The organism is Microcoleus sp. A003_D6 (assembly GCF_036702825.1).
Taxonomy (GTDB): domain Bacteria; phylum Cyanobacteriota; class Cyanobacteriia; order Cyanobacteriales; family Microcoleaceae; genus Microcoleus.
This window is the reverse complement of sequence record NZ_JAUBWA010000093.1, coordinates 1-18,147: the sequence shown is the minus strand read 5'-3', so window position 1 is coordinate 18,147 and position 18,147 is coordinate 1. Positions and strand designations below refer to the sequence as shown.

Genomic DNA, 18,147 nt, shown 5'->3' with positions numbered 1-18,147 from the left:
GTTGGGCTTCAGCCCTCTTTATATATATGTTTAAAGAGGGCCCAAGCCCAACTACGTACCTTGATTAAATATTACAGTTGCGTCTAATACGCCACCCAACCTTTGAGCGATGATTTCTGTAGTTTTAGATTTCTTCTCCCGACAATAAAACCACCCTGCCTAGCCCCCCTTGATAAGGGGGGGACAAGATTCCGCTCAAAGTCAACCCCTACTCCCCTTCTTAAGGGGGATTTAGGGGGATCGAGATATATGCAACTTCACATTAAATTGGTATTAATCAAGTTGGTATTGTCTAATTAAAAACCCGGTTTCTTGAAGAAACCGGGTTTTTAATCAACAGTATTTAGCCGTGTGGATCGGATTAATGGCTCAAAGCAAATTCAGGCAATTTCGGCTCAGATGAACCATCGGGTAACACCTTAACCTGACCGTTTTCATCCACATCTACGATCGCGCTTTGGCCTTCTTTCAGCTTCCCAGACAGCATTTCCTCAGCCAGTACATCTTCCAACAAACGCATGATTGCGCGCCGCAAAGGTCGAGCACCGTAGCTGGGATTGTAGCCTTCTTTAACTAACAGTTCCTTGAACCGTTCCGTCACCGATAAAGTAATACCCTTTTCGGTTAAGCGGCTGAAGACTTGCTGCAACAGGATGTCTCCAATCTGCTTCACTTCTTCCTTGTTCAACTGGCGGAAGACGATAATCTCATCCAAGCGGTTCAAAAATTCAGGACGGAAAAACTGTTTCAGTTCCTCGTTGACCAAATTGCGAACGCGGTTGTATTGAACATCTGCAAAGTTTTCAGTAAACTCGAAACCTAGACCGCCGCCACCTTTTTCAATCACTCGCGAACCGATGTTTGATGTCATCACCAGCAGCGTATTCTTAAAGTCTACTGTCCGACCTTTGGCATCGGTCAAGCGGCCGTCTTCCAAGATTTGCAGCATCATGTTGAAGACATCCGGGTGAGCTTTTTCGATTTCGTCGAACAAGATGACCGTGTAAGGACGGCGGCGGACTGCTTCTGTTAGTTGACCGCCTTCATCGTAGCCGACGTAACCCGGAGGCGAACCGATGAGTTTAGAAACAGTGTGCCGTTCCATGAATTCGGACATATCTAACCGAATCATGGCTTCTTCGGAACCGAAGAAATAAGTTGCCAAGGCTTTTGTAAGTTCAGTTTTGCCGACGCCTGTGGGGCCGGAAAAGATGAAACTGGCGATCGGGCGATTCGGATTTTTCAAGCCTACCCGCGCCCGGCGGATGGCCCGAGAAACTGCGCTGACAGCTTCTTCTTGACCGATCAAGCGCTGGTGCAGCGTGTCTTCCATGTGCAGCAGCAATTCTGATTCGGATTCTGTCAGTTTGCTGACCGGTACTCCCGTCCAATTAGCCACGATGTGGGCGATGTCTTCTTCGGTGACGGTGGGAGAGGTTTTGAGCTGACTTTTGTTGATAGTAGCTTCGGCGATTTCGGCTTCGATTTCTAATTCGCGATCGCGCAATTTTCCAGCTTTGTCGAAGTCTTGCTCGCGCACGGCAGTATCTTTTTCTTTGGTAACAGCCGGCAGTTGTTTTTTGAGTTCTTTAACTTCGGGCGGGGTTTGCGAGTTCATCACGCGGACGCGGGAACCTGCTTCGTCAATTAAGTCGATCGCCTTGTCTGGCAAAAACCGATCGTTAATGTACCGATCTGACAGTGTGGCCGCTGCTTCTAAAGCTGCGTCGGAAATTGTCAGCCTGTGGTGCTGTTCGTAAGCCGATCGCAAACCGTACAATATTTCTATTGTTTCAGCCACGCTGGGTTCGCCGACTTTGATCGGTTGGAAGCGGCGTTCTAAGGCTGCATCGCGCTCGATGTATTTGCGATATTCGTCCAGGGTAGTTGCGCCGACACACTGCAATTCGCCTCTAGCAAGGGCGGGTTTGAGCATATTGGAAGCATCCATGCTGCCTTGAATCGCGCCTGCACCGACTAAGGTGTGAATTTCATCAATGACCAGAATGATATTGCCTGCTGCGCGAATTTCGGCCATGATTTTCGTCAGCCGTTCCTCAAATTCGCCCCGGAATTTTGTACCGGCAATCAGCGAACCCATATCGAGGCTGATTACTTGTTTGTCTTCTAAAATTTCCGGGACGTTTCTGTTAACAATCCGCTGGGCGAGACCTTCGGCGAGGGCTGTTTTGCCGACGCCCGGTTCGCCTACTAACACTGGATTGTTCTTGGTGCGGCGGCCGAGCACTTGGATCACGCGCTCGATTTCATTTTCGCGACCCACCACGGGATCGAGTTTGCCGGCTGCGGCTAACTTGGTCAGGTTTGTGCCGAATTCTTCTAAAGTCGGGATTTTGCGATCGCCGCTATCCCCCCTGCCTCCGGGTACTGCCGCGACTTCTCCCACGGCACGAATTACCTGCGTGCGGACTCTCTGGCGATCGATCCCCAAGTTTTGCAGCACCTTCGCCGCCACTCCTTCATCGTCTTGGATCAGCCCCAGCAGGATGTGCTCGGTGCCGATGTAATTGTGGCCTAACTGCCGCGCTTCGTTCAGCGCCGTCTCAAAAATGCGCTTGACGCGGGGCGTAAAAGGAATTTCCGGCGGGAGGAACCCGGAACCTCTACCGATGATATTTTCAATTTCGTTGCGCGCCTCTTTCAAGTTGAGGCCCATATCCAGTAATACTTTTGCAGCGATGCCAGTGCCTTCGCCGACGAGTCCCAGAAGGATTTGCTCGGTGCCTACAAAATTGTGGCCGAGGCGCCGCGCTTCCTCTTGGGCTAGCATGATTGCTTTAATGGCTTGTTCTGTAAAGCGTTCAAACATATTTTTTCTATCCTACTGTCTTGGCGAGGGCTGTATCGCTGCTCGTGAGGAGCGATTTGGAACATTACACAAATTATAGATGTAAATTTTTGTGTATTTCCTTCTATAACAATGTATCGCTGGTAACGGGGGGCGGACAGTGGGGAGAGCCGAATAGTAAGGGTGTAGTTGCCGTCTCGCAGTACGATCGACAAATGGCAATGCAAATTAAGGTCAAAAATCATGCTATTTACTGTGCCTCACTCTACTTTGCGGTGGCGCCCCTGTCAAGCATTTTTTAAAATTGGCAAGCAAACTGCGTCATTAGACCTCTTGCAAAAATCCTTTTAATCAAATTCTGGAACTGGTTCTCCGGCCCATTCCACAATAAAAAAAAATTTGTGGGATGGGCATCTTGCCCGTCCTAGTTATTTTTGCAAGAGGTCTATTGAGCATAAGATGACTAGCGGGGAATGCTTTTGTTTGAAATGACGCGATGCGCTGAAGTATTTCACCCAAAGCAATTTTATTTTAACAGGTTAAGGGACTTCTGGACACTCCGGATCGCAATGGCAAAATTAGCGGTCTGTTTAAATTCCTTAGAAATTACGCAAAAATGGTCTGCTCTGCTCTTGGTAGTGGTAAGATGCACATTGCGCACCCTACAGATTTAACTGTCAGGAACCTCTGCCTGAAGGCACGAGGCTTGAAAGAGAAATCTAGAAAGCCATCCTGACCAGCCTAAGTCCTTCGCGGACTACGTTTTTTGAGTCACGACACCCTGGGATGCGAAGCTAGTCCCCTGCTCTGTCGCTAGTGGTTAAACAGTTCTAAGGTCACTGAAACAGTGCTGCTAGCCTAAAAAGCTTAAAAAACATTGACCGACAAGCTAACATTACCCCGCAAGGGAGGCTCTGAGTGAGCAAATACTATGCGTACAGGATTGGAAGATTTGAAACGGTAACTGTCCCGTTGAAAGTGCAACACAAAAGTACACCGACTCAACCAATTCCAAGGCGGTAGTAATCAAAAAAAAAGACAATATAAAGCCGTCCTAGAAGGACGGGGTTTCTACCCATTTTTTTGATGACAATTTGCTTTTTTCAAACCCATTGTGAAAGCAACTGTTCAATTACTTTCACAAAGCCGATCGCAATTTGAATCAACGGCCAACCCACAAAACAAATTAACACCGCCCACCGAGTTTGAATATCCAAACCTTGGCGAACTGCCACAATTACAGCTAGCAAACTCCACACAGCTAATATCCGCTCAATTCCTTCTCCCAGCAAGGGAATTAACGTTAAGAAATTCAGCACTTGCGGGGCGTACGCAAATCCGATCGGAACCAGCAACTCCCCATAAGTTACGTGTCCCGGTTTCAGCCACTCCCCGATTTTAAAGATAGTGAAAGTCCAAAAATAATAACCCCCCGCGACTGCCAAACCCTCTATCAAAAGTCCTAAAAATAATACTGATGGCTCAGTTCGGTTGATTAACAAAATGACGGCACTGCCCAAAACCCAGGACACGGCTGCTAAAATTACAATCGTTAAAGCTATTCGCTTAGTTCTGGGAGTGTAGGGAGTTTTTTCGTAAAAATTGCCGTCCAAAGAAAGTGCGTTCCAAAGCGTTGCCCCCAAACCTGCAATTGAATCTTCTCCCTTCACGTTGAACTCCCGATCCTCAAGATAGTTGACAACTTTTACAAAATAAGCTCTAATACAGCAGAATCACCGAACTATTTCTAGGTAATTAGGTAATTAATTGGCATTCTACCAGATTTTATTAAATGCTAAGATTGATTTGGCGGATACTTGCGTGGCTGCGCGGGGGAAGTTTAAATTTGTTGCTCATCGCCGGTGTAATCCTGATAATTTGGGGCATTCTTTCGCCGGTGGGAACTGTTATATGGTGGCTGGGTCAAGGTGCCGAAACTTTGGGGTTCAAGAAAAGTCCGCCGGAAATATTGCCCTCAAACAACGGCAATCTAGAAGCCCGCAAGTCTTCGCCGCTCAATTGTTATATCATCTTTTTACCGGGAGTTGGCGATTTTTCGGGGGACGAATTAACACCGGGAGAAGAGTTTTTTCTCAAGAGTTTAGTTAAAAGTCACCCGCAATGCGTAGCAGTGGGCGATATTTTTCCTTATTCAGCTTCTAACAAAAGTTTAGGAGGACAGCGGTGGCTAGCTCCTTTTTGGCGGTTTGCAGAAAACGCAAAAAGCGGGCCGATTGCGGGAAATATATTCATTAAAATTCGCAATCTCTGGAGGTTTGCAATTTCTCTAGATTATCGCTACGGCTTTGCATACAATCAGGGAATTGCTAATGCAATTATCGAGCGCATGAATGCTCAATCTCCGATTTCAGTTAATCGTCAAAAACCTTTGAAAGTTATTTTAATCGGCACTAGCGGCGGCGCACAAGTTGCTTTGGGTGCTACTCGCTATCTTAAAGAATGGCTGAATGCAAAAATTACTGTTGTTTCGGTTGGGGGCGTGTTTTCGGGAGAAAATGGTTTTGCAGAAGCCGATCGCATTTTCCACTTTCGCGGCACTCGCGATTCAATTGAGGATATTGGCGGCATAGTTTTTCCGACTCGCTGGTACTGGTTCGCGACTTCTCCTTTCAATCAAGCGCGTTTGCAAGGCCGCTATGCAGAAGCTTTCAGCGGCCCTCACAAGCATGACGGCGATGATGGATATTTTGGAGAAAATCAAGCGGCGGAGGGTAAAAAGTATGTAGATATAACCCTGGACAAAATTAATCAATTGCCTGTTTGGTCACAGGGCGCGTCCGATTGATGAGTTTTTGCATATTCGATAAGCTGTCGCGCATTTAAATTGTATATTCAGGGCGGGCGGGACGCCCAACCCACAAAATTTTTTTTCTTGTGGAATGGGCATCTTGCCCGTTCCAGAATTTGATTAAAAGGATTTTTGCAAGAGGTCTATTGTATATTCAGGGCGGGCGGGACGCCCAACCCCTACTCCCCACAAGAATTTAATTTTTTTTGACATACAATACAATTTAAATGCCGCAACAGCTTAGTCATTAGTTATTAATTGTGTCATTGTTGGTTGTGCGTCGCTTGAAGCTTGGCCTTGTTGCCTTCCAGTCTCTACCTCCAATTCCCGATGCCCGATGCCCAATTCCCCATCCCCTATTCCCTATTATCAATGTCTAGACCAACATTATATATTGCCATCACCAATCACGGATTCGGCCACGCTGTCCGAGTCTCCTCCGTAGCTGCAAAAATTCAAGAATTAAACCCGGATATCTTACTAATTATCACCACAACTGCACCTCGCTGGCTGCTAGAATCTTACATTAGCGGCGACTTTATCCTGCGTCCCCGCGCTTTTGATGTGGGTGTGGTGCAAGCTGACAGTTTGCATATGGATAAAGACGCGACGCTGGAAAAATTGCGGGAAATTCGGAAAAAGCAAAATTCGCTAATTGCGGGCGAAGTTAATTTTATCAAGCAAAATCGGGTGGGTTTGGTGCTGGCAGATATTCCTCCTTTGGCAACGCGAATGGCGGCAGCGGCTGGGGTTCCCTGCTGGATGATGAGCAATTTTGGGTGGGATTTTATCTATCGAGATTGGGGCGGGGAATTTGCAGAAATGGCAGATTGGATTGGTGAATGTTTCGGAATGTGCGATCGGCTTTTTCGTCTGCCTTTACACGAACCGATGCCACCTTTTCCAAATATTCAAGATGTGGGCTTGACTGGCGGCAATCCTCGCTACAGTAACGAGAAAATTCGGGAAGTATTCGGAATCGAAACACCGCTGGAAAAAACTGTATTGTTGACTTTCGGCGGACTGGGTTTAGAGGAAATTCCTTATCAAAATTTACAGCAATTTAGCGACTGGCAATTTATTACTTTTGATGCGGGTTCTCCCGATTTGCCGAATTTGATTAATGTCAAAAATCAGGAGTTTGCAAAATCTTTCCCGATTTTACCGCGTCCGGTTGATATTATGCCTGTCTGCGGGCGCTTGGTTTCTAAACCTGGATACAGCACTTTTTCGGAAGCTTTGCGCTTGTCCATACCTGTTGTTTCTATCATGAGAGAAGGTTTTGCAGAAGCTGCGGTGTTGCTGGAAGGGATTCAAAATTATGCGGAACATCAAATCTTGACGGCGACGGAGTTTTTTGAGGGGGATTGGGAGTTTTTGCGACAACCGCTGCATCCGCCCCGTTTGTCGGATAAATTGGATAAAAATGGTACGGAGGCGATCGCCCAAGCTGTTGTAGACTATTTTTCATAAGTGCGATTTGAAATCGATCCTGCACAAACAAAGTCGGCGCAACGCCAGACAGAAGAGTCTTGCATCAGTCTCATCCAAAATCTAAAATCTAAAATCTAAAATCTAAAATCGCATGACTCACTATCAACAGATACTCAAGATTCAAACTACAGGGAAATCTCTGTGCAAAATCACTCCTAAGATAGAAGATGCGGTGGCGAATTCAGGTATTAAAACGGGACTTTGTACGTTATTTTTGCGCCACACTTCTGCTAGTTTGGTGATTCAAGAAAATGCTGACCCGGATGTACTTAAGGATTTGGCTAACTTTTTAGCTAAACTGGTACCGGAGGGCGATCGCTACATTCACGATGCGGAAGGCCCAGACGATATGCCGGCTCACATTCGCACTGCGCTGACTCATACTTCCGAACAAATCCCGATCGACCGCAGCAGGTTATTGTTAGGAACTTGGCAGGGAATTTACCTCTGGGAACACCGCCAGCGGGGCTACATTCGCGAATTAGTTGTTCACGTCAGCGGTATTCGATCGGAATTTGTACCTCGCTGATTTTAGTTGCTTCCGGCGTCATCGGGGAATTGTAAAAAAAGCGGCGCGGAGGCCCGACTATTTCGTATTCGGGATGTTCTTGAAGCCAATCTTTGAGTTGGGAGAGGTTATTTTCGTAGCTTTCCCAAGTGTATGCCCCGCCCACGCCGATGCTGACAACCGTCATCGGCGAAGTATCCGTGACTGCAACTGCGGAATTAACGCTGCTGGGGGCGATATTTGGTGCGGGATAGAGGAACGAAACTTCTGCGACAGGAACTGCATCGATTTCCCCGGAAGTTGCCGTGTAGCGCGCTTCTACTGGCGTTGTCATCGCAATTTTGTTGTTGCTGATGTGTTGAAATAAAGGATTGAAGGCGATGCCAGTTGCTTGTCGCAAATCGCCCGCGTGGGTGTAGGTGACAGCGCGGTACTGAGGATATTGCTTAACTTCTATGACCCCAATCTGTGCGGGCTCAGGGAATCCACTAGGTAATGCCATTTGAGATTTTAGATTTTAGATTTTACAATAAAAAATGGGGGAAGACTGACTCTGCAAAGCTTTGGAACTTGCTTGCAGTTGCATTGTTTTTTTGCAAGTGGTATAAATAGGCTGAGATTGTTTGCAGACGATCGATCGAGCGACACAACCAGTTTAGCAGTTATTTAGGGCGCTGCTAACTGTCGATCGCCTAGAATTATTTAGAGATTTATTAATAAACCTCGTAATAATACGGACAGCACTAAGTAAGCAGAGAAACATTAATCTAGTTGTCCTTGAAATATTAGCGTTTTTCAGGGGCGTCTGCTATTTTTGTTGGAAAATATTCGGCTGTTTTGTCGATCGAGCTGTGCGTTATCAGTTATTGCCACGCTTATCGCGTTCAGCAACGCCGACCAATTATATCGCTTTCAGGGAATGACATATGAAAAAGATTCTGGTAATTGAGGACGAGCAAGTAATTCGGGAAAATATTCTCAAACTCCTCAAAGCGGAAGGTTTCGACGTGACGGGTGCATCCAACGGAGCGCAAGGTTTATCTGCGGCGGTGTCAAATCTTCCCGACGTGATTATTTGCGACGTGATGATGCCGGAACTTGACGGGTACGGGGTGCTGGTGGCGTTGCGATCGAATCCTGTTACTGCTACAGTACCTTTTGTTTTTCTCACCGGTAAAGCCGATCGCTCTGAAATGCGGCAAGGTATGGAATTGGGAGCAGATGATTACCTGACTAAACCTTTTACTAAATCTGAACTTGTGGGCGCGATATCGAGCCGCTTGAAAAAACAAGAAGCTTGGGCCGAACAGCAGCATAATTTGCGATCGCAAAGCTTTGCATTACTCCAAGATGCCGCCCACAAATTAGAGGAGATAAAAACAAGTTTGTGCGGCGCCCTGGAACGAGAAGAATTCCAAGTCTACTATCAGCCACAGGTCAATGTCCAGACTGGTAAAATTATGAGCGCAGAAGCTTTAGTGCGCTGGCTGCATCCAGAAAAAGGGCTGATTTCGCCCGCAGAATTTATTCCAGATGCCGAAGAAACTGGCTTCATTATACCATTAGGCGAATGGGTTTTGCAGACAGCTTGCAGGCAAATGCAAGTTTGGCAAAATGCTGGTTTTTCGCTGCGGGTAGCGGTGAATCTGTCGCCTCGCCAATTTCACCAACCGGATCTCAGCAGCAGAGTTGCCCAAATTTTAGCAGAAACTGGTTTGGAAGCGAGCAGTTTGGAATTAGAGCTGACGGAAAGTTTGATGGTAGAAGATGCCGAAAGTGCGATCGCTACTCTGCAACAATTGAAAAGTTTGGGACTTTCTATATCTATTGACGATTTCGGAACTGGGTATTCTTCTTTAAGCTATCTAATGCAATACCCCTTCGATACTTTAAAAATTGACCGCTGTTTTATCAGCAACATCACCGATGGTTGCGCAAATGCAGCGATCGTGAAAGCTATTATTGAAATGGCGCACAGTCTCTGTCTTGAGGTAATTGCCGAAGGAGTTGAGACGGAAGCAGAAAAAGATTTTCTCTGGCGCTACGAGTGCGATACAATGCAAGGATATTTGTTCAGTCGTCCTTTGCCCGCAGCGGATTTTGAACAGTTGCTGCTGGAAGGCAAATAGAATATCGGTGAAGTTAATATTTGTCGGACAATCAAGTGCGAGCGGGGTGGAATATGGTTTTTGAATCCAGCAGTAACGTTGACTCACTCAAATCAAGCAATAAAAAAAATAAGGATGTTTACATAGCTGTTCAACTAACTCTATTGATAGTGTTTTTAGCTATTATGTCCAAATTTTTTGTGATCGTCAACGCTGGAGAACGGGGCGTGATGATGCAGTTTGGTAAAGTCCAAGAACAGGTACTCGGAGAAGGACTTCACGTAATTCTCCCCATAGTTCATACCGTACAAAAGTTGAGCGTGCGAGTGCAAAAACAGGAAAGTTCCGCTGAAGCTTCGTCAAAAGATTTGCAAGATGTTTTCACGGATGTAGCGTTGAACTGGCATATTATTCCCGATGAAGCCAATGCCATTTTTCAACAAATAGGTGATGAAAAACAAGTAGTCGATCGCATTATCGATCCGGCAGTTGAAGAAGTATTAAAAGCAGTCATGGCTAAGTACACTGCGGAAGAAATTATTACTAAACGTGGAGAAGTTAAAGCCGGAGTTGATGATTTTTTGACCTTGAGGCTGGTTGCATATCATATTGCCGTAGACGATATTTCTTTAGTACACGTTCACTTTTCGGAGCGGTTTAGCGATGCGGTGGAGGCGAAACAAATTGCCGAACAGGAAGCAAAAAAAGGGGAGTTTTTAGCACTTAAGGCTGTAAAAGAGGCCGAGGTTAAGGTGAATTTAGCAAAAGGAGAAGCAGAAGTTCAAAGATTGCTCAGGGACAATTTGACTGCGGAATTGTTGGAAAGACAAGCTATCGAAAAATGGAATGGAAAATTGCCACTGATTGTGGGCGATGGCAGTAAAAATATATTGGATGTGAGAAAACTATTCAACAGCGGTAATTAAGGATCGCAAATTAAATAACTTACAATTTTAATTGTTATTGTGGGATGGGCGTCCCGCCCGTCCAAAAAGGGCGGGCGGGACACCCCACTTTCAAGAGTGTAAGTTATTTAATTCTCATTCCTTACCAATTACTAGCAAATTCAGTTAATATCTGTTCAAAGGCTTTACTAATTCCTGTTTGAAAACGTTGCCTGTTCTTCAGTTTTAAAACTGGTTGAACTATTTCCATAGTCGGCTGAGAATTTTCTCTAAAATCTACAATTTGAAGAGCTCGCAGTGTCGCAAGCTGTAGTTCTTTCTTTACCATTAATTCAGGAATAGCCGCTGCACCAGCGCCACTTTCAACCACAGCCTTTACCATTTCGCTACTGTTCAAAACTAAAACTGCATTCAATTCAGCGGGATTGATGCCCCAACTTTGCAAAGCTTGTTCAAACATTTGCTGAGCTCCCGAACCCGGTTCTCGCATCACCCAATCTGTTGTCGCAATTTCAGTTAAACTAATTTCGGCTCGCTCAAACCAAGGGTGGGATTTGCCAACCACAATCAGCAAGCGCTCGCTACCTACAACTTCTGCTTCTAGAGTAATCTGAAGCGCGGGTTTAATGTCTCCCGTCACCAAACCTAAATCAAAAATTCCTGTCGCCGTCCCCGTGCAAATCTCATCTGCATTGGCGAGGGTGCAATTCACGGTAATACCTGGGTACTTTTGTTTAAAATAGCAAAGTTTTTCTGGCAACCAGTAGTTGCCAATTGTCAGACTCGATCCCAAATTAAAATCTCCTCGCTGCAAGTCGTTTAATTCTCGCAATCCTCTCTCGGTCAAAGCAACTTGGTCGAGAATTTTCTGCGTTTCGATTTGCAGCAACTTCCCAGCTTCTGTGATCTCGATGCGGCGACCGATGCGGTGAAAAAATTTTACTCCGTATTGCTCCTCTAAGTTTTGAATTGCGGCGCTGACAGCGGGTTGAGTGATGTAAAGTTCGTCCGCCGCCCGGCTGAAGTGCAGGTGTTCGGCTACAGCTAGAAAAACTCGCAGTTGGTCTAGCGTCATTCGGGCCATTCTTCCTTCCCCCTTTACCAAATACAGTTACTTTTCGAGACTAAAATCTATTGCGGCTAAGCTTTGACTCCAATCTTTCGATCGACTCTATTGTACAGGTTGGAATTGCCAAAAAAGAACGGTTGCCAGCAGTTAATTAAATATTCCTTTTAACGTCAAGGGTTTGAGCTTTTGGCGGCCGATCGCTCCCGTACCGCTAACAGTTGTTTTCCGGGCCACTGCATCACTTGCACTTATTAATTCAATAAAAAACAACATTTGATTCTACCCCAAAAGGGGATTACGCTTATACTTAAGCTTCGAGAGCAGAGCCCGCTGAACCAGAACCGACAAGTTTAAGCCGATCGACTTTTGGCGATCGACAAAAATAGAGAAGATAAATGACCAAAAAAATCCCAAAAAATCAGAGTGTCCGCGGCTTTAAGCCGGATTGCCTTTCCTTCGGAGAAGTTTTAGCTCAATCCTTTGCCGTCATTGCACCTGCAACTATACCCGCATCCAATATAGGCTTAATCGTTGCTCTTTCAGGAAACGGAACTTGGCTGAGTTTTCTAATCGGCTTGCGGGCAGCGCGGGCATTCCCGGCAGCACTATGTTCCCACCTCCAGAAGCTCCTTACGATGCGTTTCCTTACTTGTTTTTGATGTACTTGGTGGCTAAGCTGTGGAGCATTTAAACCACTAACGAGGCCTGTAGGGTGCGTCAGAAGCGAACACTTACGCTTACAAGGGAAATGAGAAAGGGCTGACGCACCCTACAATACTTGTTTTTGATGTACTTGGTGGCTACTTGCGGCTGGTTTATCTTGCAGCGGCTGCGTTCTCCTGAACTTGTCGGTTCGATGGAGCATGGTATTGACGCAATTCACGCCAAATTCGAGGCAGAAAATGCAATTTACGGCGGTGTTCGATTGAATACTGTATCGATCGACAACAACGGCTTTAATTAGTAATTGTAGGGGGGAAACTGCCCACCCAAATATTTGATTTGACGCGGTAAAAAAAGCAGGCGTAAAAACCCAAGTACAAAACTTAAGGAGATACAGAAATGAATGAACTGCTAACAACAATTTCTATGGGGATGACAGCTTTTACGGCTACGAATCTTGACGATATTCTGATTCTGTTGCTGTTCTTCTCGCAGGTGAATGCAGTATTTCGGCGCAGGCATATCGTCTTCGGTCAGTATCTGGGCTTTAGTGCACTGGTTTTAGTTAGCCTTCCCGGGTTTTTTGGCAGCTTGATCTTTCCGCCAGATTGGATCGGAATGCTGGGTTTGCTGCCAATTGCGATCGGGCTTAGCCGCTTGCTGAATCCAGAAACTGACGATTCGGAAGTTGAGGCAGAATTAGAGCAATCTGAGAAATCTTTTTTGAGCAACTTTCTGTCTCCCCAAACTTGCAGCGTTGCAGCGGTGACGGTGGCAAACGGAGGCGACAATATCGGTATTTACGTGCCCCTGTTTGCTAGCAATACTTTAGAAAGTTTGGGGGTTGTTCTCGCTGTATTCTTCGCGATGGTGGGGGTTTGGTGCTACGCTGCTTATCGGTTAATTCAGATGCAGGCGATCGCAGATACTTTGAGTCGCTACGGCGATCGGTTAGTTCCTTTTGTTTTGATCGGATTGGGATTGGCGATTCTGGTGAAAAGCGGCACGTTTGCAAGTCCAACTTTAAGTATAATATCTTTAGTTGGTTGCTGTTTCTGTTTGATAACTATGAGCAGAAGTAACGCCAGCGAAACTGAAGTTTAGAAAAATTGCAGGGACAGCACATGAATTGGATTGCAGCAGCGATTATTGCCGGGATTACATCTTTTGCCGCAACCAATATCGACGATATGGTGATTTCGATGCTGTTCTTCGCCCAGGTAAATGATACTTTCCGCCCCCGGCATATCTTTGTCGGTAAGTACCTCGGATTTGCAGCACTCGTCGCTGCTAGTTTGCCCGGTTTTTTTGGCGGCTTAATTGTGCCTCAAGCTATTATCGGTTTGCTGGGTTTGGTTCCGATCGCGATCGGCATCAGTCACTTAGCCAAGAGAGAAAATGAGGAAAATGACGTACAAGCGGTATCGGGCGAATTTAACCGTCAATCTAACTCATCTGCGGTGTCAAAACTAGCAAATCTTTTCAACCCCCAAACTTTGAATGTGGCTGCGGTAACAGTGGCGAACGGGGGAGACAACATCGGCATTTATTTGCCGCTGTTTGCTAGCAGCGATTTGCCGAGCTTGATGGTGATTTTGGCGGTTTTCTCGGTGATGGTAGGTGTTTGGTCTTATGCCGCTTATCGCTTAACTCGCCAAAGGGCGATCGCCCGTATTTTGACTCGCTATACCAAGGCTGTTGTCCCTTTCGTTTTGATTGGCTTGGGAATCTTCATTCTGATAGACAGCGGTACTTATCGCTTGCTGCCACTATACCCCTCAAGATAGATGTTTTCTCATAAATTGTGAATAAATTTGCGGTGAAAATACAGTTAAAAATTGTGCAAATTAACTTGACAGCGACCGGATAAATGATAAGATAAATGTAAAAGTACCGGGCTGTTTGCCTGGAAATTAAAATTCCCTTTATATGGGAATTTGTAAATCATCAAAGCACCTACAAAAGGAGAAAAATAGTGAGATTCTTGAAACTTGTTTTAGTGGTATTAGTCATTGCGGCAAATTTAGTTTTTGCTCCCGCCTCTTGGGCTGAGTCAAGCAAGCCTAAATACACGAGCAATCCAGACTACATAGAGGTGAGTCAAACTCTTGACACTCTGTTAGCTGCGAAAAATTCAACCGAACCAAATGAGAGTTACACGCCGGAAGAACTTCAGCAAAAAATCGCTCAGTTGGAGTTTCAAAAATACACTTTAGAAACAGGTAAAAACTGGGGTCAGTGCCGCAACGATACAGGAAAAACGCTGGCTGTTTACGGCCCGAAACGCAAAAAAGCAGCTTCTTCTTACGAGAATGCTCTTTATTTTCTGGGGGCCGGCCAAACAACTGAACATAAATGGGATTGCGATGGAATTTATCTGCCCAGCGATGTCACAGCAACCGATTTAAGTGTGGGCGATAAACTTGCACAAGCATTGACCGGCGGTGTAGCTGTTAAGATAGTTGACGGAACTCAATTTGTAGCGACAGCTAATCCCGATACGGCGGCTGTTGAATTCAACGTTCCTACTGCTAAAGTTTTCAAGCCCGGGGATGCGAATTGGTTTGTTCCTGACGTGACTCAGGCTTACATAGATACGCAAGTTCCCAACGCACCTACTGAGGAAAATGATTAGTTTTGGTGAAGTTGTAATGCGATCGGCTGTGTAGAGATCGTGCAACGCAAAATCCCGCCGGGAGCGATCCCGGCGGATAATCGTCCCAGCGAAAGTATATCGGTTTACCTTCATATTTGGAGTTAATATTAAAAGGTTGCATCTATGCTATTAAATTGGAAATCCACAAAAGTAAATACAGAAAAGACTAAGCGACCAAATCCGTCGCGGGTGCGGGATCACTTAGCAAACGAGCGCACTTATTTAGCATGGATGCGGACAGCAATATCGCTGATGGGTTTTGGGGTAGTTATCGTGCGCCTTCGCGCCTTCCATCCCCCTCTGCTGCCCAATCCCGGCAATGGCTGGAAGTTGGGTTTGCTTTTTTCAGCAGTGGGTTTGCTGACGGTGCTATTATCAACTAAGCACTACTTCGGCGTCCGCCACGATATCGATTACGATACTTATGAACCAACCGATCGCTGGGTAATTCTTTTTAGCCTCGCGATCGCACTTCTAGGGGCTGGGGTAATTTATTATATATTCACCGTTCCTTCCAGCTTAGAAGGTTTGATGACAGCGGAATAATGGCTGCGGTTTAATATCAATGTTAAAGAGTGCGATCGCGTGCAGTTATCTACACCGAGGAAAGTTAATTTGTAGGGTGCGTCGCTGCGACCTGTTAAATTGAACTTGTAAATTTTAGATGGCCACGCACTTCATTTACCACAAAAAGCCTAGATCGTTCACATCGATGAAAGTAGATGAGAAGAAACCAAGAAAGCAAAATTTGTCATGGGCGATCGACCGATCGGCAAACGAACGCACCTTCTTAGCATGGATGCGGGCGGCGATCGCACTCATGGGTTTTGGCGTCGTCGTCGTGCGACTTCGCGTCGTCCAACTCCCCGTACAGTACCGTCAGGCGATGGGGTGGAAATTGGGTTTAATCTTCTCTCTAGTAGGTTTGGGGACAGTCTTAATCTCAACTTTGCATTACTTCACCGTTCGCCAGCACATTGACGACGATACCTACGAGCCACCAGACGGCATGGTATTCTTCTTCAGTTTCGCTGTCGGCTTATTGGGAATTGGAGTAATTTATTCGATTTTGGCAGCCGCCCAGGGATCGGTAACTGTTGTGATACCCGATTGAGCGCACAGCAGACTTAACAGTCAACAGCAATTGAGTATAAATACATCAGATTCCACGTTTGTGAAGTACGCGCCCGCGATCGATCCCCGTAAGGACAAAGGCTTTCGCCCTGTCCCTACTACTCGGTCTCGATAAACTACTGTAACTCGATCGAGTTACTAGACATTTACTCGGTTTTGATGATAAACTACGGTAGATCGATCGAGTTATGAGATTTTGACGTGAAAAATGCTAAAAAAGTCAGTGAAGAGTCCCAGCTTCCTGCACAGCCAGCCCCTGAGAAGTTACCCAAAGCTAAGCCAGACGGCTTGAAGAAAGGCTGGTTGAAAAAACTCAGAGGCGGATTGCTGCTAGCAATTGGATATTTGCTGTCACCGCTGTGTTGGTGGAACGATTTATTTTTCAACCTGCCAATTGCCTATGCCTTTGGGTATATCTGTAGCTGGCTTTCTCCAGATTTACTGTTTCCTTGCTCAATCGTTGGCTACTGGCTTTCCAACATAGCTGGAATTCTCTTGATGCAATTCGGGGCTGTAGATGTTTTTACAGACAAACCCAAGGAAAACAACCTCAAAAAAGAGTTATTGACCGGTTTAGTCTCATCAACCGCATTCACAGTTGTCGTTGTGGCATTGATTCATTTTAAAGTTCTCGATACTCCCGACCTATTTTCCAGCAAAGAGTCGATTAACCTCAGCTCTCTTTTACCTATGATGCTCGTCACTCTCAGGTAAAACGTAGAAGGCAGAATATAAACCCAATAAATCAATCGAGGTTTTTTTCAATCAGTAACACAGGGATATATAATAAAATCAGGGAGCTTCTACACTGTAAATTGATGGAATAATATCTATTTGCAGTTGCTTAAATTTGCCAAGATGATTATCGCGGTAAACTTTTAAAACTTCAAGCCTTTACCAGCATAATATCTGGCAGCAAAAGATTTAAATGCAAGTTACATTTGGCCTGTGTTGCTGTGTTTTAGCAGCCACCAATACTATCACTTGGTTGGTTTTCTACGCTTAAGTACACAGTTTTTGGGCATAACAGTGAACTACTTATTACTATCGTCTCTCAGCTTTTTCGTGGGAATTATCGTTGGCTTGACCGGAGTTGGCGGAGCGTCGCTCATCACCCCAATGTTAATTTTTATTTTCCAAATTCCGGCATCAATTGCTATTAGTTCGGATGTCGTAGCTGCTACACTGATGAAAGTAGTTGGTGGCTTCAAACACTGGCAGCAAAAAACCCTTGACTTGCAAATAGTTAAGTGGTTGGCTTTGGGGAGCGTACCCGGTTCGCTGGCTGGGGTGTGGCTTTTACACTGCATCAAGTGCAGCCCAAATCCGAACTTAGATTGCATATTGCTGCGCTGTCTGGGAGTTGCGATCGCCCTAATTGTAGCTTTATCGCTGACACAATTACTGCTGAAAACATTTTTCCCAAATTTGAAATTGCCTTCGCCCCCTGAATGGGACTTAAATACTAATTATGGCCGTATTTGTACTGTGAGTGCAGCAGCAATTTTGGGCTGCATAGTGGGAATCACTAGCGTGTCTTCCGGTGCGATGTTTGCACTGCTGCTGATTGCTTTTTTCCGCCTGGATTCTTCTAAATTGGTGGGTACAGATATTTCGCAGGCGGCAATTTTGTTGACGTTTACCTCTCTGGGACACCTCAGCCTCGGAACGGTAGACTGGAGTTTAGTATTGCCGATTTGGTTGGGTTCGGTGCCGGGAGTTTTGGTAGGTGCTAAATTTTGCCAAATTATGCCTCAACGCCCGCTTAAGTTTGCGATTTACGGAATGTTGGCGATGGCTAGTTGGAAGTTGTATCAAGTCTGAAAAGTAGGGTAAGGTCAGGAGTATTGCTGTCAACAATTCCCTAAAAACTTTTGTATATCTTGTTTATAGCCGAGTCTCGATCCCCCTAAATCCCCCTTAAGAAGCAGGGTGGTTTTATTGTGGGGAGAAGAAATCTGAAACGACAGAAAGCACCACTCAAAGCTCGCG

At 45.7% G+C, this 18,147-nt stretch carries 19 protein-coding genes; 14 read left to right on the top strand and 5 right to left on the bottom strand.

What is annotated here, in order from left to right; all coding sequences use genetic code 11:
* Positions 1-361: 361 nt before the first annotated feature.
* Both QUB70_RS22915 and QUB70_RS22910 read right to left on the bottom strand, forming a co-directional pair.
* A complete protein-coding gene (locus QUB70_RS22915) occupies positions 362-2,830 on the bottom strand; it encodes an ATP-dependent Clp protease ATP-binding subunit (protein ID WP_332983632.1) in 2,469 nt (822 codons plus the stop codon).
* 1,082 nt (positions 2,831-3,912) lie between these two features.
* The gene (locus tag QUB70_RS22910; protein WP_332983631.1) at positions 3,913-4,479 is read right to left on the bottom strand and encodes a hypothetical protein; all 567 of its coding nucleotides are present in this window, start codon (positions 4,477-4,479) and stop codon (positions 3,913-3,915) included.
* 122 nt (positions 4,480-4,601) lie between these two features.
* Here QUB70_RS22910 and QUB70_RS22905 point away from each other — a divergent pair, with 122 nt between their 5' ends.
* The 3 genes from QUB70_RS22905 (at position 4,602) to QUB70_RS22895 (ending at position 7,641) form a co-directional block, all read left to right on the top strand.
* Positions 4,602-5,615, top strand: a complete 1,014-nt coding sequence (locus QUB70_RS22905) for a hypothetical protein (RefSeq protein ID WP_332983630.1) — start codon at positions 4,602-4,604, stop codon at positions 5,613-5,615.
* A gap of 375 nt (positions 5,616-5,990) precedes the next feature.
* Positions 5,991-7,091 carry a glycosyl transferase gene (locus QUB70_RS22900; RefSeq protein ID WP_332983629.1) on the top strand — a complete coding sequence of 367 codons (1,101 nt, stop codon included), beginning with the start codon at positions 5,991-5,993 and terminating at the stop codon, positions 7,089-7,091.
* A 112-nt stretch (positions 7,092-7,203) separates the two neighbouring features.
* The gene (locus tag QUB70_RS22895) at positions 7,204-7,641 is read left to right on the top strand and encodes a secondary thiamine-phosphate synthase enzyme YjbQ (protein ID WP_332983628.1); all 438 of its coding nucleotides are present in this window, start codon (positions 7,204-7,206) and stop codon (positions 7,639-7,641) included.
* On the opposite strand, the gene QUB70_RS22890 is transcribed toward QUB70_RS22895, so the two are convergent.
* Positions 7,607-8,122, bottom strand: a complete 516-nt coding sequence (locus QUB70_RS22890; RefSeq protein WP_332983627.1) for a heme-binding protein — start codon at positions 8,120-8,122, stop codon at positions 7,607-7,609. The genes QUB70_RS22895 and QUB70_RS22890 overlap by 35 nt on opposite strands.
* 424 nt (positions 8,123-8,546) lie before the next feature.
* On the opposite strand from QUB70_RS22890, the gene QUB70_RS22885 reads away from it, so the two are divergent.
* Positions 8,547-9,749, top strand: coding sequence for an EAL domain-containing response regulator (locus tag QUB70_RS22885; RefSeq protein ID WP_332983626.1), 1,203 nt, complete (start codon positions 8,547-8,549; stop codon positions 9,747-9,749).
* A 164-nt stretch (positions 9,750-9,913) separates the two neighbouring features.
* The gene (locus QUB70_RS22880; protein ID WP_332983625.1) at positions 9,914-10,654 is read left to right on the top strand and encodes a prohibitin family protein; all 741 of its coding nucleotides are present in this window, start codon (positions 9,914-9,916) and stop codon (positions 10,652-10,654) included.
* A 121-nt stretch (positions 10,655-10,775) separates the two neighbouring features.
* Here the strand turns inward: QUB70_RS22880 and QUB70_RS22875 are convergent, their stop codons facing one another.
* Both QUB70_RS22875 and QUB70_RS22870 read right to left on the bottom strand, forming a co-directional pair.
* Positions 10,776-11,708, bottom strand: a complete 933-nt coding sequence (locus QUB70_RS22875) for a LysR substrate-binding domain-containing protein (protein ID WP_332983624.1) — start codon at positions 11,706-11,708, stop codon at positions 10,776-10,778.
* A 141-nt stretch (positions 11,709-11,849) separates the two neighbouring features.
* Positions 11,850-11,975 (bottom strand): hypothetical protein, encoded by a 126-nt coding sequence (locus QUB70_RS22870; protein ID WP_332983623.1) that lies wholly within the window; start codon positions 11,973-11,975, stop codon positions 11,850-11,852.
* Between the two features lie 280 nt (positions 11,976-12,255).
* Here QUB70_RS22870 and QUB70_RS22865 point away from each other — a divergent pair, with 280 nt between their 5' ends.
* The 9 genes from QUB70_RS22865 to QUB70_RS22825 all read left to right on the top strand — a co-directional run bounded on the left by QUB70_RS22865 (position 12,256) and on the right by QUB70_RS22825 (position 17,979).
* Positions 12,256-12,393 (top strand): hypothetical protein, encoded by a 138-nt coding sequence (locus QUB70_RS22865; protein WP_332983622.1) that lies wholly within the window; start codon positions 12,256-12,258, stop codon positions 12,391-12,393.
* A gap of 93 nt (positions 12,394-12,486) precedes the next feature.
* Positions 12,487-12,666: a hypothetical protein gene (locus QUB70_RS22860; RefSeq protein ID WP_332983621.1), complete on the top strand. Its 180-nt coding sequence runs from the start codon at positions 12,487-12,489 to the stop codon at positions 12,664-12,666.
* Between the two features lie 98 nt (positions 12,667-12,764).
* Positions 12,765-13,469, top strand: a complete 705-nt coding sequence (locus QUB70_RS22855; RefSeq protein ID WP_332983620.1) for a cadmium resistance transporter — start codon at positions 12,765-12,767, stop codon at positions 13,467-13,469.
* Between the two features lie 20 nt (positions 13,470-13,489).
* Positions 13,490-14,152 (top strand): cadmium resistance transporter, encoded by a 663-nt coding sequence (locus tag QUB70_RS22850; protein WP_332983619.1) that lies wholly within the window; start codon positions 13,490-13,492, stop codon positions 14,150-14,152.
* 197 nt (positions 14,153-14,349) lie between these two features.
* Positions 14,350-15,000, top strand: a complete 651-nt coding sequence (locus QUB70_RS22845) for a hypothetical protein (RefSeq protein WP_442927811.1) — start codon at positions 14,350-14,352, stop codon at positions 14,998-15,000.
* Positions 15,001-15,144: 144 nt separating this feature from the next.
* On the top strand, positions 15,145-15,567 hold the full coding sequence (locus tag QUB70_RS22840; protein ID WP_332983617.1) for a YidH family protein: 423 nt from the start codon (positions 15,145-15,147) through the stop codon (positions 15,565-15,567).
* A 166-nt stretch (positions 15,568-15,733) separates the two neighbouring features.
* Complete coding sequence (locus tag QUB70_RS22835) at positions 15,734-16,135, top strand: YidH family protein (RefSeq protein WP_332983616.1); 402 nt, start codon at positions 15,734-15,736, stop codon at positions 16,133-16,135.
* A 221-nt stretch (positions 16,136-16,356) separates the two neighbouring features.
* Positions 16,357-16,869, top strand: a complete 513-nt coding sequence (locus QUB70_RS22830) for a hypothetical protein (protein WP_332983615.1) — start codon at positions 16,357-16,359, stop codon at positions 16,867-16,869.
* Between the two features lie 315 nt (positions 16,870-17,184).
* The gene (locus QUB70_RS22825; RefSeq protein ID WP_332983614.1) at positions 17,185-17,979 is read left to right on the top strand and encodes a sulfite exporter TauE/SafE family protein; all 795 of its coding nucleotides are present in this window, start codon (positions 17,185-17,187) and stop codon (positions 17,977-17,979) included.
* Positions 17,980-18,147: the final 168 nt, after the last annotated feature.

What these genes read in the sequence shown, in the direction of transcription:
- QUB70_RS22915 (WP_332983632.1), bottom strand. Translation starts at nt 2,830, where the DNA reads ATGTTTGAACGCTTTACAGAACAAGCCATTAAAGCAATCATGCTAGCC.
- QUB70_RS22905 (WP_332983630.1), top strand. Translation starts at nt 4,602, where the DNA reads ATGCTAAGATTGATTTGGCGGATACTTGCGTGGCTGCGCGGGGGAAGT.
- QUB70_RS22900 (WP_332983629.1), top strand. Translation starts at nt 5,991, where the DNA reads ATGTCTAGACCAACATTATATATTGCCATCACCAATCACGGATTCGGC.
- QUB70_RS22895 (WP_332983628.1), top strand. Translation starts at nt 7,204, where the DNA reads ATGACTCACTATCAACAGATACTCAAGATTCAAACTACAGGGAAATCT.
- QUB70_RS22890 (WP_332983627.1), bottom strand. Translation starts at nt 8,122, where the DNA reads ATGGCATTACCTAGTGGATTCCCTGAGCCCGCACAGATTGGGGTCATA.
- QUB70_RS22885 (WP_332983626.1), top strand. Translation starts at nt 8,547, where the DNA reads ATGAAAAAGATTCTGGTAATTGAGGACGAGCAAGTAATTCGGGAAAAT.
- QUB70_RS22880 (WP_332983625.1), top strand. Translation starts at nt 9,914, where the DNA reads ATGTCCAAATTTTTTGTGATCGTCAACGCTGGAGAACGGGGCGTGATG.
- QUB70_RS22875 (WP_332983624.1), bottom strand. Translation starts at nt 11,708, where the DNA reads ATGACGCTAGACCAACTGCGAGTTTTTCTAGCTGTAGCCGAACACCTG.
- QUB70_RS22870 (WP_332983623.1), bottom strand. Translation starts at nt 11,975, where the DNA reads ATGTTGTTTTTTATTGAATTAATAAGTGCAAGTGATGCAGTGGCCCGG.
- QUB70_RS22855 (WP_332983620.1), top strand. Translation starts at nt 12,765, where the DNA reads ATGAATGAACTGCTAACAACAATTTCTATGGGGATGACAGCTTTTACG.
- QUB70_RS22850 (WP_332983619.1), top strand. Translation starts at nt 13,490, where the DNA reads ATGAATTGGATTGCAGCAGCGATTATTGCCGGGATTACATCTTTTGCC.
- QUB70_RS22840 (WP_332983617.1), top strand. Translation starts at nt 15,145, where the DNA reads ATGCTATTAAATTGGAAATCCACAAAAGTAAATACAGAAAAGACTAAG.
- QUB70_RS22835 (WP_332983616.1), top strand. Translation starts at nt 15,734, where the DNA reads ATGAAAGTAGATGAGAAGAAACCAAGAAAGCAAAATTTGTCATGGGCG.